This is a genomic window from Moellerella wisconsensis ATCC 35017 (assembly GCF_001294465.1).
In the GTDB taxonomy this organism is placed as follows: domain Bacteria; phylum Pseudomonadota; class Gammaproteobacteria; order Enterobacterales; family Enterobacteriaceae; genus Moellerella; species Moellerella wisconsensis.
Genome location: NZ_LGAA01000026.1, coordinates 1 through 16,812 on the forward strand (window position 1 = coordinate 1; position 16,812 = coordinate 16,812).

6 protein-coding genes and 1 tRNA gene are annotated in these 16,812 nt (G+C 42.4%); 2 read left to right on the forward strand and 5 right to left on the reverse strand.

The genetic code is table 11. From position 1 onward, the window contains the following. A partial coding sequence (locus M992_RS11990; protein ID WP_053908809.1) for a two-partner secretion domain-containing protein occupies nucleotides 1–10,252 on the reverse strand: 10,252 nt, incomplete at its 3' end. A gap of 11 nt (nucleotides 10,253–10,263) precedes the next feature. Next, nucleotides 10,264–11,973: a ShlB/FhaC/HecB family hemolysin secretion/activation protein gene (locus tag M992_RS11995; protein ID WP_053908810.1), complete on the reverse strand. Its 1,710-nt coding sequence runs from the start codon at nucleotides 11,971–11,973 to the stop codon at nucleotides 10,264–10,266. Between the two features lie 1,225 nt (nucleotides 11,974–13,198). Here M992_RS11995 and M992_RS12000 point away from each other — a divergent pair. Further along, entirely contained in the window at nucleotides 13,199–13,933 is a 735-nt protein-coding gene (locus M992_RS12000) for an ankyrin repeat domain-containing protein (RefSeq protein ID WP_072165958.1), read from the forward strand. A gap of 478 nt (nucleotides 13,934–14,411) precedes the next feature. On the opposite strand, the gene bla is transcribed toward M992_RS12000, so the two are convergent. Both bla and M992_RS15645 read right to left on the reverse strand, forming a co-directional pair. Continuing rightward, nucleotides 14,412–15,269 (reverse strand): class A beta-lactamase, encoded by an 858-nt coding sequence (gene bla, locus M992_RS12005; protein ID WP_072165959.1) that lies wholly within the window; start codon nucleotides 15,267–15,269, stop codon nucleotides 14,412–14,414. A 391-nt stretch (nucleotides 15,270–15,660) separates the two neighbouring features. Next, nucleotides 15,661–15,780 (reverse strand): terminase small subunit, encoded by a 120-nt coding sequence (locus tag M992_RS15645; protein WP_072165971.1) that lies wholly within the window; start codon nucleotides 15,778–15,780, stop codon nucleotides 15,661–15,663. Between the two features lie 289 nt (nucleotides 15,781–16,069). Between M992_RS15645 and M992_RS15125 the strand changes: the two genes are divergently transcribed. Then, nucleotides 16,070–16,216, forward strand: a complete 147-nt coding sequence (locus tag M992_RS15125) for a transposase (protein ID WP_072165960.1) — start codon at nucleotides 16,070–16,072, stop codon at nucleotides 16,214–16,216. Between the two features lie 459 nt (nucleotides 16,217–16,675). Here M992_RS15125 and M992_RS12015 read toward each other — a convergent pair. After that, nucleotides 16,676–16,763, reverse strand: a tRNA-Ser gene (locus M992_RS12015). Between the last annotated feature and the right edge of the window lie 49 nt (nucleotides 16,764–16,812).

The following is a 16,812-nucleotide window of genomic DNA, read 5'->3' on the forward strand; positions in this document are numbered from 1 at the left end:
CCGCATCTCGAATGGCCGTTTCATCCCCTTTTACGTTCGGGTCTTTGATAGAATCAATGGCTTTTCTGCGCTCATCATCTGTAACTGGCGTTTTATCAAAGTTTTCCTTTTCTTTCTTAGTCGCTTTTATCCTTTCATTCGTCACCGCAACATCGGTAATCTGCTGACCAATTTCCCCAATCAGCTGATTCTGCTCAATCCGTTTCTGCTCTTTTTCTTTGTCAAAAATCGTATTCAGCTTTTCATGCGCATTGTCCGTATCTCGGCTTAAGTCAGTAACATCTTGTTTTTGATTAGCCTTATCGCGAATAACAATCTCACCTTCCGACACCGCTGAATGCGTGGTGTTGCTGTCTTTGCCTGTGTTATTCGCGTTGGTCAGCAAGGAGCCTGCGGCATTACCCGCGAGTTGGTCTGCAAATGGCGCGCCCCCGGTGCTAAAGCCGCCACTTTGGCTATCCACCTTGTATTCGGCCTTGTTTTTGAGATCCCCAAAGCCCAGCGTGCCCGTATCCAGTTTATTTTTATCCGCCTCTGCGCTACTGCCAATCACCGCCCCATCAAGCTGGGTGTGATTACCGACCGTAATATCAAAGCCACCTTTGCCTGTGTTGATGCTGGTTTGTTTATCCACGGATTGATAATCGCTGTGCATCTCGGTTTTATTGGCATTCACCGAAGCCGTGGTATTCAAGCCCGTTCCTATACTGCCGCTTAAACTACCGCCCTGTTGCTTTGAGTCATATTTTTCGGTGGCTTGTTGGCTTGATAAAGTTAAATCGCCACCGACATTGGCTTTCACGGTTTCACCGCTCACTTGGGCACCCGTCAGTGTGGTGTCTTTGCCGCTGTTGAGGATCAGTTGTTTACCCGCATTGACTTCAGTATCGGTATAGAATTGACTGTTACCTTTCTCAAAACCACTGCCTTTATTCACGCTGGCATTCACATTCCAACCGCCCGTGCTAATACCCGCACCGATTGAGCTGCCTTGGCTCTCGTTATTCCCATCTACCGTTTGCGTGTTGGTCGCACTGGTCAAATTGATATCGTTTTTGGCGGTTAAGTTAATATCTTTACCAGCACCCACTTGGCTACCTTGTACCGTCAGGTTACCTTGGCTATTTTCTTTTTTACCTGTCGCAGTAAGATTAATATTATCGCCGGCGCTTAGGCTACTGCCTGATGCAGTATTTTGCTGTGTTTTGGTGGTGGATTTAGAAGAACTGCTGCCGTAAGACATATTGATGCCAAAAGCATCTGCCGCACTACCACCTTCTTTCAGACCAGCCAACTCACTCGCTTGCTGAGCCTGAGCCCCTTGCAAACCTGCCTTCATCCCTTTAAGGGCAGCTAATTGTCCATCATCTTCTTGTTTCGCCGATTTAGCGGTTTGCACCATTCCATCTAACAGACTCCCTGCGGCTCCACCTAACGACACCGTCAATCCACTGGATTTGGTTTCCACCGTGGTGATATCGGTACGGCTGTTTTCAGCCGCAGTGATATTCACATCACTGCCGGTCACATGGATATCTTTCGCCGCAATTACATCGCTGCCATGAATGTTTGCTGTCTCCCCGGCGGTTAAGTTCACATCTCCTGCCGTGCTACCGATCACGCTGCCTTTTTTCTGGTTACTGTCCGTATCGGTAGTGACTTTTTGTGAGGTTGAACCCAGGGTAAAACCTAAACCGCCACTGCTCATTAACCCTGATTTGGTGGTTTTCGACATATGCGTTTCATGGGACGCTTCGTCAGAGGTGGTGGTATTTAATTGATTTCCCGCATTAACGCTAACATCGTTGGTTCCGAGCAAATTGCTCCCTTCGAGATTAACGTCATTCCCGGCGGTCACTTTCACGCTATCACCGCTAAAGGTACTACTGATAGCAGTGCGCTCGTTCACCTCATCATGGGTTTCTTTAGTGGTACTCGATAAGAAACCTTTATCCGTATGTTTAGTGTGTTTTGCATAGTCATTGGTTTCAATACCCGAGGTGATATTGATGTCACGCCCCACATTTATCTCCAGCTCGCCACCGCTGGTGACATTCGCTGCACGGGCAGAGACATCTTGCCCAGCCGATAAGGTTAACTCCCCTTGGGTGTGAATTTGTGTACCGACTTCTGCGCTGTTAGCGCCACGATAGTAATTGCTTGAATTATGCGTGTAATCAAAGGCCGAGCTAACATCGTGGGTTTCTAAACTAATATCACGCCCTGCGAGAATAGATGTTTTACCCTCTACACCTATATTACCCACATCGGTTGCAATGAGATTGATATCTTGCACCGCTTTTAACGTAAGCTGTCCATTATCACCGGTGACGTAAATACTGGCTGGGCGATCAAGCCATTGGGCGTTGCCTTCGCCACGTTGGACGGTTTCACTGAGAATATCCCGACCCGCGGACAACGAGACGCTGTCTAATCCCCGGATTTCGCCACCCACATTGTTAATATCTTTCAATGCGTTGAGCTGGACATCTTTGCCTTGAAGTCGTCCGCTATTGTCAATGTTTTCTGCACGTAAATTGGTCAATTCACGGCTACTAATTTCGCCGCTATTGAGAATATTTCCCGCCATATCAGCAGACACATTGCGGCCTGCCAGTAGCGCACCGTTACCCTTTAGATCCCCCTGACGGGCTCGGACATACACCTGTGGAACACTGACCATTTCAACGCGGCCATCTGGCAGCGTAATTTCTTTATTGACCATCCACACGATATCGGTGGTCAAGTTCGCCATTTGTTCCGGTGATAAGGCAATACCTGGAGCCAGATTAAATTGTTCACCAAATGCGACGCCATTGGTCAGTAAGGCACGGTACTGCTCTTCATCACTGCTGTAGTTGCCTAACAGGCGTTGCCCTGTCGTTTCAATTAACTGGTCACGGACTAAACGCTGTTCATAGTAGCCATCGCCTAAGCGCTTATGCAGTTGATCGTTAGTGACAATATCGATACTGGATAGCCATTTTTTGTAATTGGTGAATCGAGGATCGGTTTCAATCAGGAATTGGCTATCACTGCCTGGTATGAGGTTAAACAGGCTGTTATCAGGCAGTTGGGTATTGGGTCCAACAGTTCTGATCACCGTATCGAGATTATCTTTACCTTCAGGTGCCGTTTCTGCGGTGATAGTTTCCCCTTTACCTGCATCTGCTTGCCCTTGGATGTCCGTACCTTTACCGATATTGGCATCATCAATTTGCAGTGATGAATCAACCTGTTTATCATCTTTGACATCAACTTGGCCTGAAATTGCAGGTAATTGTGTCACTTCCAGTTGCTGACCGGGCAACAAGTCTAATGGTGTATTCTTACCGTTTTTTAACGCCTGCTCAGTAACAGTTGTCCCTTGATTTTCTTGCAAGTTAGCATTCGAAACACCTTCGGCTTGCCCATCGAGTTGGTTCACTTTCGCTGCATCAAGCTGAGTTTTATTGATGCCACCCGCATTCTCGGTAACTTCTAATAAATGTAATGCTACATCTTCTTCGCTATTAACCCCTTGGTATTTTGACGTGCTAGTACGCGTTTTCCATGTGCCACCGCCTTTGTAGCGATAAATAGTATTACCACTTTCCACGGTACGGCGAACACCTTGTGCTTCTTCGTTATTCAGATCATAGCCTGTCAGGATTAAGTTTTGTCCTGCAACCACGCGAGAATTTTCATTATTAAGTTGTTGACCATCGAGGATTAAATGCTTACCACTGGTAATCAGTGCAGCATCACGTTTTATGACTTGCGTTTCATAAATGATACGGTCGTAATCATACTCATAGAAATTTTTAGTCCAATTACCGTACTCAAACATCCGCCAGCGATTAGATTTTTCATAGTGAATACCGACTTCTTTGTTGAGTGTGCCATCGTCATTAATAGCATAGCGAGTCTGGTTTCCATTACGGGGCTGAATTTTATAGCGTTTACCATTACCAAAATCGTACCAGTCAAAGTGCTCACGGCTCACTTCGACGGCATCATCTGTCAGCTGTAAATGGATATCTTTATTTTCAAGTAAATTCGTTTTTAATGTGAGGCTACCGGCCGCTTCAATATTGGCACTGTGGTTTTTCACGCTTTTGGCATGGCCCGTAGCTTGTAACTGGTCGTTTAATTGGTTACCGATAACTAAATCGCCATCACTGTAAATTAAAGCATGATCACGGTTTAAAAGTTCAGAAACGCCAATGTTGACAGCTTTACGCCCTGCGATAACGGCAGCTTTGTCTCCTTGTTTATCATTGACTAACGAATTCACTGCAATGGCAAGGAAATCACCATAAATACGTCCTGTACCTAAGTTATCTAAAGAATTAGCAACAATATGAGTTAATAGGCCGTCTATAAGCCCTGTATTCAATACCTGACCACTGGCTTTAATTCGCGTATTTTGCCCAGTGATTTCACCAGAAAGTTGGTTAATAATGGTCGTCGTGGTTAAAGCCAGCTCGCCAAGGCTAGAAATGAGTCCTTTATTGGTAAACCCTTGTGCAAAATTAGCGGTTAAGTTTTCGCCCGCCTGAATGCGTCCAGTATTTTCAACGTGTTGGTTGAGAGTCAGCGATAACACTTTTTGTGCGATAACCTTGCCTTCACCCGTTAATTGGTTTGCAACAATAGTGGCGGAGCCATTACTGACTATCACGCCTTGTTGGTTTAATAAATCTAGGGCTTTACCTTGCGCATTATCGGTTACAGTGAGTTTTGTCCCCGCAGATAGCATCCCTTGAGTATTATTCAAGCTTTGCGCCACATTGGCTTCAATTGCTCGCCCTGCACGAACCGCTCCGCTTTGGTTATCTAAACGTGTAGTTCTGAGGCTCACATTTAGCCCCTCAAGGCCTTTACCTGCTTGGGCTGTGTTTTTGTTATCAATAGACCCCGCAGAAATATCAAGGTTTTCATTGGCTTTAATCCAACCTTGTTGGTTCTCGACTTGCTGTTTCACTGTCAATTCAACATGATTAAGGCCTTGAAGCGTCCCTTGCGTATTATTCAGCTGTTGGCTGCCAATATGCAGATTTTCACCCGACAATATCTGCCCTTGCTGATTATCGATATCTTGCGCAATTGTTAGGTCGGTATTTCCTTGCGACTGTAAAGTCCCTTCGCGGTTACTAAAAGACGCTCCGGTAATCTGTGTCGAGGATTGACTCAGCAATGTGCCTTTTTGGTTATCAATATGATTTGCATTGAGGTTTAAACCTTGCTTACCTTGCAAAAAGCCTTGTTGATTATTGATATCATTAGCTTTTAACGTCAGTATCCCTTTACTTGCCAATGTGCCAGCTTGGTTCAATACATTATTTTTTTGAGTATTGATGTCCAATAGCGTACCTGAGTAAATCTGTCCCTGCTGATTATTCAAGACTTGAGTGGTTAAGACACTTGCCCCCGCCCCCTGAATTTGGCCTTGTTGGTTAGTAAGATTGCCGCTGTTGAGCGTCAGGCTTCCGCCACTTAACACCCCGCCACTTTGCTGCGTATCATTATTATTGAAAAGTTCACCATGGGTATTCAGCGAAAGCTGTTCACCTGCCTGCACGCGCCCTTGCTGGTTATCAAGTTCACCACTGTTTACGCTCAGTATTTTCGCCGCTATGATTTCACCTTGGTTGTTATCAATACGGTTCTGCTGAGTATCTAACGTGATTTGGTTGGCTTGAATTTGTCCCTGCCGGTTAATAAGCTCACCGACTTTTAAGGCTAACGTTTGACTGGCAAAAATGCCTTGCTCATCGGTTTTGGCGATATTGGTTAAGCGCTGACCTTGGGTATTCAAAATGATTGATTGGCCTTTAATCATACCTTCGCGGTTATCCAACTGCTGGGTTTGCATTTCAATCACCGACTGGCTACCAATCAAGCCTTGTTGGTTATTTAAGCCTTGGCTATTTAAATCCAACTGATTTTTCGCCACAATGCGACCCTGTTGGTTATTCAGTTCGCCTGTATTTAACGTTAATCCACCTTGTGCATAAATCCCTTTATCTTCGCCACTTTGGGTATTATTGAGTTGCTCACCGTGGGTATCAATTCGCATATCGCTACCCGATTGAATTGACCCTTGATGGTTTTCAATTTTACCGCTGTTTAAGGTCAATTGTTGCTTCGCCAACAAAGAACCTTGTGTATTATCAAATAGCTGATTGTGCGTATTAATATCAATCGTATTCGCTTGGAGATAGCCCTGTTGATTTTGCAGCGCTTGGTTACGCATCTGCAATAATTGCGCTGCCGCAATTAATCCGGCTTGGTTATTGATTGTATGGGTAACATCCAGCGTGGTATCGCCATGGCGAGCAACCAATTTGCCTTGCTGATTTTGGATATCACTGGCCGCTATATTCAGCCCATTCTCTCCAATGAGTGCGCCGCTTTGGTTTAATAATTCATGAGTTAAATCAACCTTAAGATGACCATTTTTGGCGGTGATAACTTGTCCGTCACGATTGTCGAGACTATTGGCTTTCAATGAGAATGAGCCATTACTGCCTATTTCACCCGCTTGATTATTCAGCTTCCCTTGAAGCGTGATTTCTCCCGCTTTATCACCCGTTTGTAATAATTTACCGCCTTGGTGATCAAGGGTATTTGCCGTCATGAGGATCTGATCGGCTTGCGTCGTAGCTTGATTGAGTGAAAGGCTTCCACCTTGAATATTTAAGGTATTAGCTGCCAATATTTCACCGTCATCACCTTCAAGTGATTGACTATTTAAGGTGACATTTCCCAGGCTAGCAATCACTTTACCGGCGCGGTTAATCAGCGATTGCGTTTTAATGAATACACCTTGACGACCAGTTAACGTTCCACCCGCGTTATTCAATGCTCGCTGAATTTGTAAGTCTAATTCGCCCATTTTCGCACTGAATATTTTACCTTGCTGGTTTTCAAGGGTATTCGCGTTGATCAGCCAAGAACCATTACCGCTGATATCACCCGCTTCGTTATTCAGATGTTGTGATACAATGATCGACCCTTTTTGCTCACCCAGTTGAGTCATAGTTGCTTGCTGATGGTTCAGGTTATTCGCCGTCAGTTGGATATGTTTCGCTTGGGTATTGGCCTCAGTCAGGTCAACCTCTTGCCCATGGAGTTCTAACTCGTCATCCGCAACGATTTCGCCGCGCTGACCTTGCAGATTTTCAGTGGCAATCAGTATATTGCCTTGTTTGCTAATGACTTTACCATCAACGTTAGTGAGCAACGGGGCATTGAGAGTTAAGCCTTGCTCGGCAAAAAGGGTTCCTTGTGTGTTATCCACACCGTCTTTAGCATTTAAAATCAATGCACCCACTTTTGCAGCAACCACAACGCCTTGCGAGTTAGCCAGTTTATTGATATCCAGATTTAACGTGCCTTGGCTGCTAATATTTCCTAACTGGTTATCAAGAGTTTGAGCCAGCTTGATTTGCCCTTTTTCACTGCCCGTTTGCAGCATTTGCCCACGTTGATGGGATAGATTTCGCCCTTCAATTTGGATGTTATCTGCCTGCGTCAGCGCGTCATTAAGATTAAGTTCATCCCCCGTCAAAGCTAGTTTGCCTGTCGAGAGAATTTCGCCTTTTTCGCCATCCAATTGTTTAAGCACCAATTGGTTATCGCCAAAGCTAGCAAGTATTTTGCCGGATTGATTGATTAAGCGTTCCGCTGCCAGCTGAATACCTTGGTTACCTAATAATGTACCTTGTGCATTATTCAGCGCCTGTTGGATAGTCAGTGTCAAACGACCCCATTTGGCCGCAATAATTTTACCGTCTTGGTTATTCAAGCCGTTTGCCACAATATCAATTTGACCATTACTGGAGATTTCCCCTCGCTGATTATCAAATTGATTTTGAATATGTAGTTCCGTTTTGCCTTCCCCTGTTTGCAGTAGCGTTGCATCCTGATGGGTAACGTTGTTGGCAAAAATAGAAACTTGGTTTGCTTGTGTGAAGCCTTGGTTTAAATTGATATCAGCGCTTTCTAATCGCAATGTATCTTGCGCAAAAATAGTGCCTTTTTCACCGTTTAAACGATTTGCTGTTAATAAAGCGGCACCGGATAAACTGCTGATTTTACCTTGTTGATTGATCAGTTTATCTGCATTGATCATCAAATACTTATCGGTTTGGACGACACCACGCGTGTTATTGAATTCTGTTGCTGCGGTGAGATCTAAACGATGGTTCGTGCTGGTGAGTAATTTACCGTCCGTATTGTCAACCGTCCCTGCCTGTAAATTCAAATCACCTTTAGATGCAATACTTCCTTGTTTGTTATCCAATCCACTAGCCACATTGAGCTTCATCGTTTTATCGCCCGTCTGCAACATGTTGCCCTGACGATGAGATAACGCATTGGCCTGTAACGTGATGTGCTCTGCTTGGGTGGTTGCATTATCCAAATTCACCGATTTTGCAGTTAAGTTCAATCCGCCATTGGTAAGAATTTCCCCTTTTTGCCCATCCAGCTTATCGGACTGGATGGTAAGGCCTTGCTTGCCTGACGCTAAAATCGTGCCTTGTTGGTTATTCAGGTGTTGACTTTGAATATCGACTTTGCCATCACGGCTTAATAGCTGCCCAGACTGGTTATTCAACTGATTAGCAATAATCGAGGTGTCACTCGCAAGGTTGATTTCTCCTTGTTGGTTATTTAATACCTGAGTATTCAAGGTATTTTTTGAATTTCCTTTTTGAACCAGTTTTCCGTGCTGATTATCAATAAACTCGGGCGCGGACAGACTTAGTTGATTGGCGACAATCTCCCCTTTTTGATTATCAATGCCATGCTTGGCGGTCAATACCGCATTGTTGGTTGCCAGTAAATGCGCCTCTTGGGTGCGAATATCGGTTGCCGTTGAGGTCAGCGAAATATTCTTGGCTTGGGTATTGGAATGAGATAAATCTACAGCGCTGCCTGTTGCCGTTAAAGTATCTTTGGCAATAATATCGCCTTGCAATACAACGTCTTTATCGCCTTTAACGGTTAACGAACCCGCGGAAGTCAGCTTGCCTTTACTGTCGACCCCAGCGGCTAATAAGGCGGTTCTGTCACTGTTGATTTTCTCTGCACCTAGTGCTGCATGACGCCCTGCGACGATTTGACCTTTATCGGTGTTGGTTATTGCCTGTTTCGCATTGAGCTGAATATCGTTTTGTGCCAGTACTGTGCCGCTATTATTGAGCGCTTGCTGACTGTTAAGGATGATATTTTGGCTTGCTGTTATTACGCCAGTATTTCCAATTTTACCGTCAGCGGATAAGGTAATGTCACCCGCTTCTGCGCCAATATGCCCGGCATTACGGACACCCACCCCGTTTTCTGTCCCGCGCATTTTGATGGTATTGGCATACATGCCCCCCAGTGCAGCAACGTCTAAAGCAAACTCGGGTTTATCCTCAGTGGTGGAATACTCCGTTTTGAGCACGGTTTGACCATCCACCGCAACGGTATTTTTACCCGTCGTAATCGCCAAATCTTTGGCGTGCAGTTTGGCATTAATATTCACTGAGCGAGCAATCAATGCCGTATAGTTGGTGCCATTGCCATTATAGCCTTGACCCAAGATCTCAATATGGCCTTTATCAACGTCAAACCCTTTGATTTTACCATTCTCTATCAGCGTCTTACCCGCAGAAAGTAACGCTTTATCCGCATTGATGAAGCCACAACCGTTACAGGTAATGCCCGCCGGATTGGCGATAATCACATCCGCTTTTTTCCCGGCCACTTCAATAAAACCATTGAGTTGGCTTGGGTCACGACTGTTCACTTCATTTAATATAATTTTAGCCTCACCTTTGGCTAACCAGTCATTACCTTGAATTATCCCGCCGAGTTGCGTGTTAACATTGGTGCTACTGTTATTGAGGATAGCGCCTTTATGATCGACATCGAATTGGCTATATTGGTTACGTGAAACCCCATCCCGATTTGGCGCTTGAATATTGACTTGCGGCAAACCATTTTGGGTATTCACAATGGTTGGCTGCTGATTTCCCGGCGCGTTACCATCGGCAACAATAGTCGATGCCGAAGCACTAAAACTCACCATGCCCAGCGTGAGCCAAAGTGAAGTAATTATGGGTTTGATTGACCAACGAATTCGGCTATTGTTTGTTTTCTCTGTGCGATTTTCAGTCAGGCAAGCAGGGCCCGCTTGATGGCTACGTGTGATATCTGCAACCACCATCACCATTTGGCGAGCGGCATTAAAAATTAAGCGATAAAATAACTTATTCATCCTGAGATACCTTAATAATTCCAGTTAACAGAGAAAGCAAATGTTGCCGGATCGGTTCTAAATCCATCCGGTTTTGAAAACGGAGTTCCAATAGAGAGGTCATAACTTAAGTTGGCAGGATTAATCGCACCACGCAGGCCGATAGCACCACCGGCAAGGTGTGTCCCTAAATTAATGTCAGTCCCACGCCCGCTAATTTTGCCGTAATCGACACCCACATACAGTTCTTGCGCGGGGACAGGCAATGTCCATGATAAGGTGTTACGTAGCGTCCAACCTTCATCCGCACTAAGAGTACGTTCACCATCAAAGCCGCGCACCGTCCAACGGTTACCGATACTGAACTGATCTTGCGGTGTCAGTGGTCGGTCACTGATTTGACGGGAGTATTGGGACTCAAACCGCAACGATTGGTCTGCCAAGGTAAATGGAATACTTGCAGAAGCGGAAAATTGCATGATAATCGCCAGTGCGGTCGCATAATCTTGGGACGCTTTACTGCGGAACTCTTCGTAGGCAGGCATCGCCCCAAACCAACGCGTCCCGTGCTGATAACTCGCCCCCACATTTACGGTCGATTGCCCAATATATTGACGATGATTAAGACCGAGCTTCCATGCGGTGGTGCGCCGTTTTTGGTTTTCAATTTCGGTGTTTTGCACAAAGTTACGGGTTTCGCGCAAATTCACATCATAGGTCGCGGTCGTTTTGGCGGTCGCATCACGGTATAAAACGTTGCTCAGTTGCAGATTCAGGCTTTTACTTTTACCGCGATATTCGATATCGCTGTTCGCGCCCGCGATAGTTTGGGTATATTCATAATCGCTCGCGGTCGTGGCAAACTGCCAATACCCAAAGGGTACCGAGTAATGGGCGCTGTAGTTAGCCGTATCTTTGTCGCTGGAAAAACTTAAGTCTCGCGTCGCCGTAATATAGAAAAGATCGCTGAGGGAAGTCGGGTTATCCAATGCCAGCATCACGCCCGCTTGATTTTTTCCCGTGCTTTTTGAGCCTGAATTATCAACCCATGCCCCTGCATGCCAATAACGTGATTGCTGGCGCTTAATCACAATCTGAGTTTCACCGGGGCCATCTCCAGGGACCATTTCCATTGAGGCTTTTACGGTCGGCAAACGCTGTAAGTTTTCCAATCCTTGCTCAATATCTCGTAAATCCAATAAATTCCCCGCACGCGCAGGCATCGCACTGTATAACGTACTGTAGGTCGATGGATCATCAGTGAAAACAACCTTTTGTACTTTTCCAGGCAATATCAATAACTTAAGAATACCCGATGATAAATCTTGTTCTGGTACTAATACGCGAGTCGTTATCCAGCCATGGCTGATCAGCCGATTTTGTATATCAGTCACTAAATGATTAATACCTTTTACACCAACACAATGACCGACGGCTTGATTAGCTAAACGCTGAATCGGCACCCAATAGGGTAAGGCCTCTTGTCCTGTGACTGAGACCTGCTTAAGGATAAAGCACGGGGTTTCATTCGGAAATTGCAACCTGCTTTTCACGACAGGCACAGATAAACTCACATCAGGCGCCTTTGCCTCAAATTGTTGTTGCTGTGCCTCCTGCCGCTGAGTTTGTTGCTGTAATAAACGTTCCGAATTTTCGGGAGATTGAGGGGCAGCGAAAGTCGTTAATGTGGACAATAAAGCAAAAGACAATATGCCACAGTGCCAAGGGAAGCTCCGTTTCATTGAATTCCTGTCAGTTTATGTATGGTGTTAAGTATAATTATCGAGCGATATTTACACAAATTGACGATAAGAACAATAAGATGGAATCGCATTTTTTAACAAATGAAATTTAATATCAGTTTTAATTCTATGGAGAGTATTTATTGGAGATTATAGCTGGATTTTTTCTTTATACAGGATTTAAATTTAATAGTGGCAGGATAATTACAATTTAGCGTATATAATAAAACTTACTATTTTAATATAAACTTCATTTTGTCGTGACATAAATAACTAATTCATTATTTTTATCTGATTTTTATTCCTGTATACATAGGATAGTAAGGTCATTCTCACTCATAGCGATAAACAGATTGAAGTTAATGGTATGGCAAAAGATTTAAAGATATTTTTGCTCGACACTCTAAAAAAATATAATCAGTTATTTTATTTCTGTGATTATAACAGACAGTAAAAACGGGATCGGAAAACCCGACCTGATTACCCTATTGTTTCAATCATCATTGTTCCCTGTCAGCGATATATTAGCTATATTCGTCAATTGATATTGATGCTAACGGTACTTTTGTCAAACGCTATCTAATTGATTATTCGAACCAGCAAAAAGAATTATCAGGCAATATATCTACGTTGGAACAAAAAGGACTGAGGTTAAGATCGAATTAAAATTGACATAACACACTATAAAAGAACAACAAAATATAGTCATCACGGCCATAACTTTACCTGTGTCTGCTTTAACTCGCTCAGGTGCTTTTATTACCGTTCCTGGCGTGGTGATCCTAATTGATTTTACTTTTCTCATTTTTGGATTATTAATCTTGATATCATCACAATATAAACTATCGATTAAAATATAATGCTGGTGGGACTCTAGAAGATCGGATAATAATTCTAATTTATAAGAGTTATCTAAACGTTAATTTATCCTGTGTGTAGATATAATCTGTTGATTATAAAAAGTTAACCTATAATATAGGTTTTTGACTTTTGATAATACTTAACTCTGTCACAAAGCCAGAATAAAAATAGCCTCCGCTATATTAATTATCTGTTTTAATGACACCCAACCAAAATATAGCTAACTATTATTAATCAATTGCTATTGAAATAGTATTCCAGTTAATAATTTTTCACATTCAGTAACCATTGGAATCACAAATAAATATTTCCAGCATTAAAATTAAATGCTCACTTATAAATTTTTAATAGGTTATTAATTAACATGCATATAAAAAGTTTGATTTTTTCACTATCTTTAATTGCTTTTAGTACTCATGCACAAGTCATTAATAATAATCCACCGGAATATAGCTCATTCAAGTCAAATTACGCTGAAATGACTGAGCTGGCAAATGAGAAACGGTTACCCCATAGAATATTTTATAAAATCCCAAGCACTGGCGATAATGCAGAATGGTTTGATGCGGTCAAACATGGTGATCTAGAGAAAGTTAAAGAAATGGTTGCTAATGGGCAAGATATTGAAGCAAAAGATACAGGGAGTCTAGACCAAACAGCACTGGGTTGGTCTGCTTTCATCGGTGACGAAGAGATGGTCGATTACCTTATTTCACAAAAAGCAAACTTATGGGCTACTGATAAAGGCGACGTATATAACGTATTAAAATCTGCTGTTCTTGGGAAAAATGTGCAAATTGTTGAGAAAATTCACAACATAATGAGAGACCAAGTTGATCTTAACAATCAAGAAATTGAAAGTGATGGTGAAACTCTTCTAATGGTTGCGGCTAGTAATAACCGTATTGATATAGTCAAATATCTGTTATCTCAAGGTGCAGACATTAACCGCGCAACAACCACAAATGATAAAACATTACCTTCTTACGACCAAAGCGCATTAACCTATGCATGTAAGAATAACCTTCCTGAAATGCAGAAGTTATTAATCGATAATGGCGCACTAAACCATAGAACTGGAAAGCCATCCTGTAACTAATCCTTTCATTAATACCGCTTTTATTTGGCGGTATTTTTCAACTCATAACGTATTCACTTTATTGAATACTAATTGGTGACAACGCATTGTTTTTATTGCGAGAGATCACTATGACCACTTGAAACCTTAGTATTATTGAAACCTTAGTATTAATTTCTATTTGCTAAATAGTGTTTTCACTGGAAACCATTGTGGAAACCTCGCCCAGTAACCTTACCGTTATCAGCTTAGCACTCACCATAATCCCACCGTTTAGACTTGCCGTAACCCCTTGTTGTTCAACGTGGATAAACTATTGATTTCATCGATAACGCATATTTGCGTCACGATTTCAAGCCGTCCTCGGTATCAAGGGTCACATTTCAACTGTCACCATCTCCGACTAATTAAAAGAACCTATTTGTCATTTATTTGAATTCAATAGGGCATTTTTGATATCCAAACCGCCCCAATATATAATCTAAATTTCAGCTGATGGTTACCAGTTTTTAATCAACGTATTTCCTATATCTGCAATATGTCTATTTAGCTCATTCATAGTTGCTTCATTCTGTGTCATATAGATGATTACGATACGTGAAGGTTTCCCGTAAGGCCCCAGTAGTGCTACTATGCCACGGGAACCATGCTTGCCTGCACCACTTTTATCTGCAATATACCAGCCAGCGGGAAGTACTGAGCGAAAAAGCTGCCCCGCGACTCTATCCGCTTCCATCCAGTCGATTAACTTGGCTTGTGAGGTAGGTGTGAGTATCTTACCAGTAAACAAATTCCGCATAGTTTGAGCCATGGATTCAGGCGTAGTAGTATCGCGTTCATCACTGGGAAATGCTTCATTTAATTCTGGTTCATAACGATCTAGACGAGTAATCTGGTCACCAGTTTTACGCAAAAAACTTGTTAATTTCTGTGGGCCGCCCATTGACTCTAGCAATAGATTAGCGGCAGTGTTATCACTCATTGTTATGGCAGCATCGCATAATTCGCCTACAGTCATTCCATCAACAAGATGTTTTTCAGTCACTGGTGAATATTCGTCAAGATTATGCTGACTATACATTATGCGGCGATCAAGCTGCTCTTGCCCTGTATCAACACGTGATAATATTGCAGCACACAACAAAACTTTATGAGTGCTCATCATTGGAAAACGTTCTTTAGAACGATAGCTTTCAAGTATCTTACCACTTACAAGATCGAGTTCTGTGTAGCCTACTTTCCCATTAAGTTGTTCTTCAGTTGTTTTTATTCTATCAAGAGTCGTTTCAGGTACAGAAAACGCTGGTAGACAAAATGCAGTAAGCAATAGAATAAGGGGTAGCCGAAAACATTGCATATTGATAGATAACCTTCATGTTGAATATACGAACTGTTTTGATAGATCGTTAGCAATTGATGTTTAAAGCCCAATCGTACGGAAACGTATATAAAAAATATACACAATCCATCATAAATTAATATTTGTAGTGATCAACAAAAACTGGTTAAGGTGTAGAGTTTTTTGGTATCGGCACAGTAACTACCTATTTAACAGACATAAATACCCTAATTCCCTAATGTGGTACTAATCAAAATGGAGCGAAAAATATCATATAACTAGATTTTTTGTTCTATCAATTACCATAAAAAATATTGACCTAATCATTTCCATCCAATGTAGCCAGCCCTCACGCTTTAGCTAAAACATCATCGGCCTTGATAAGTGAGCGTGATAGGGATTGTTTTTATTAATTCGCAATTTCGTTCACAACTGAAGTTCTCTGAAATAGTTGATAACCAGTTTCTGACGCTCTCTTTTCACTATAGTCGGCTCTTATTGCTGCTTGAGTAACACCTCTATCTATCAGAAATTAAATAATAAATTTCTTTTACTGCGTTATTAGCTTCTATCTTCAGCTAATGATTTCGTGCTACTTTCAATTTGTGAATTCGCAGTTTTAGTGCGTAATTTTATTTGATGCCAAGTACTATTTATCAGTATGTTACTTACCAATACTTCAAATTAACTGTTCAGTGTGATGGTTTCGTTTTGCGCAATGACCTATAGTTTTCTCTAGTAGCAAGGCTAGTTGTAAGGGTAGACTTAACTTGGAGACCTAATTAGAGCTATTATTGAATATAATTAGTGAGGTCAAAATGGTTAGAAAAGTGACACCTGAATTTAAGCGTGAATGTGCAGAGTTAATCATCATTCATGGCTATAAACATAAAGATGAAACTCAAGCTATGTCTGTGGCATTATTCTCAATCCAACGTTGGGTTACGCAATATAAACAAGAATAAAAAGGGATCATACCTAAAGCAACAGCATTAACTCCTGAGCAACTACGCATCCAAGCTCTAAAAAAATAAGTTAAACAGCTCCAAAGTAATAATCAACTGCTAAAAAGGCGTCAGCCTTCTTCGCCATGGAAATGAACAACAGCAACAGATCGCGTTAATTCTGAAGAAGATAGATTTTAATGTTAAACAGATTTGCCGTTGTTTATCTATACCATCAAGCTCATTTTATTATCGTGCGTATCCTAAAATAATTGGTGCTGATAAGCATCGATTAGAAATTTCTATTAATCACCAATATTGTATAGGAAAATTGTAGAGGGAATTTCTATACAAAAAACTATACAACAAATTGTAGATATTTAGGAAGACGTTAGTAGACTTCGATAAAGTGATATTTCGCTAGAATGCTTGATTTAACTGAGGTTAGGAGACTTTAGTAGACTTGATTGGAGGTGAAGATGGCGGAGGAGGAGAGATTCGAACTCTCGGATGGTTTCCCATCGGCGGTTTTCAAGACCGCTGCCTTCAGCCGCTCGGCCACCCCTCCGCAATGACGAGCACTATAAACATCTCACCTATCGATGTAAACCCCTGAT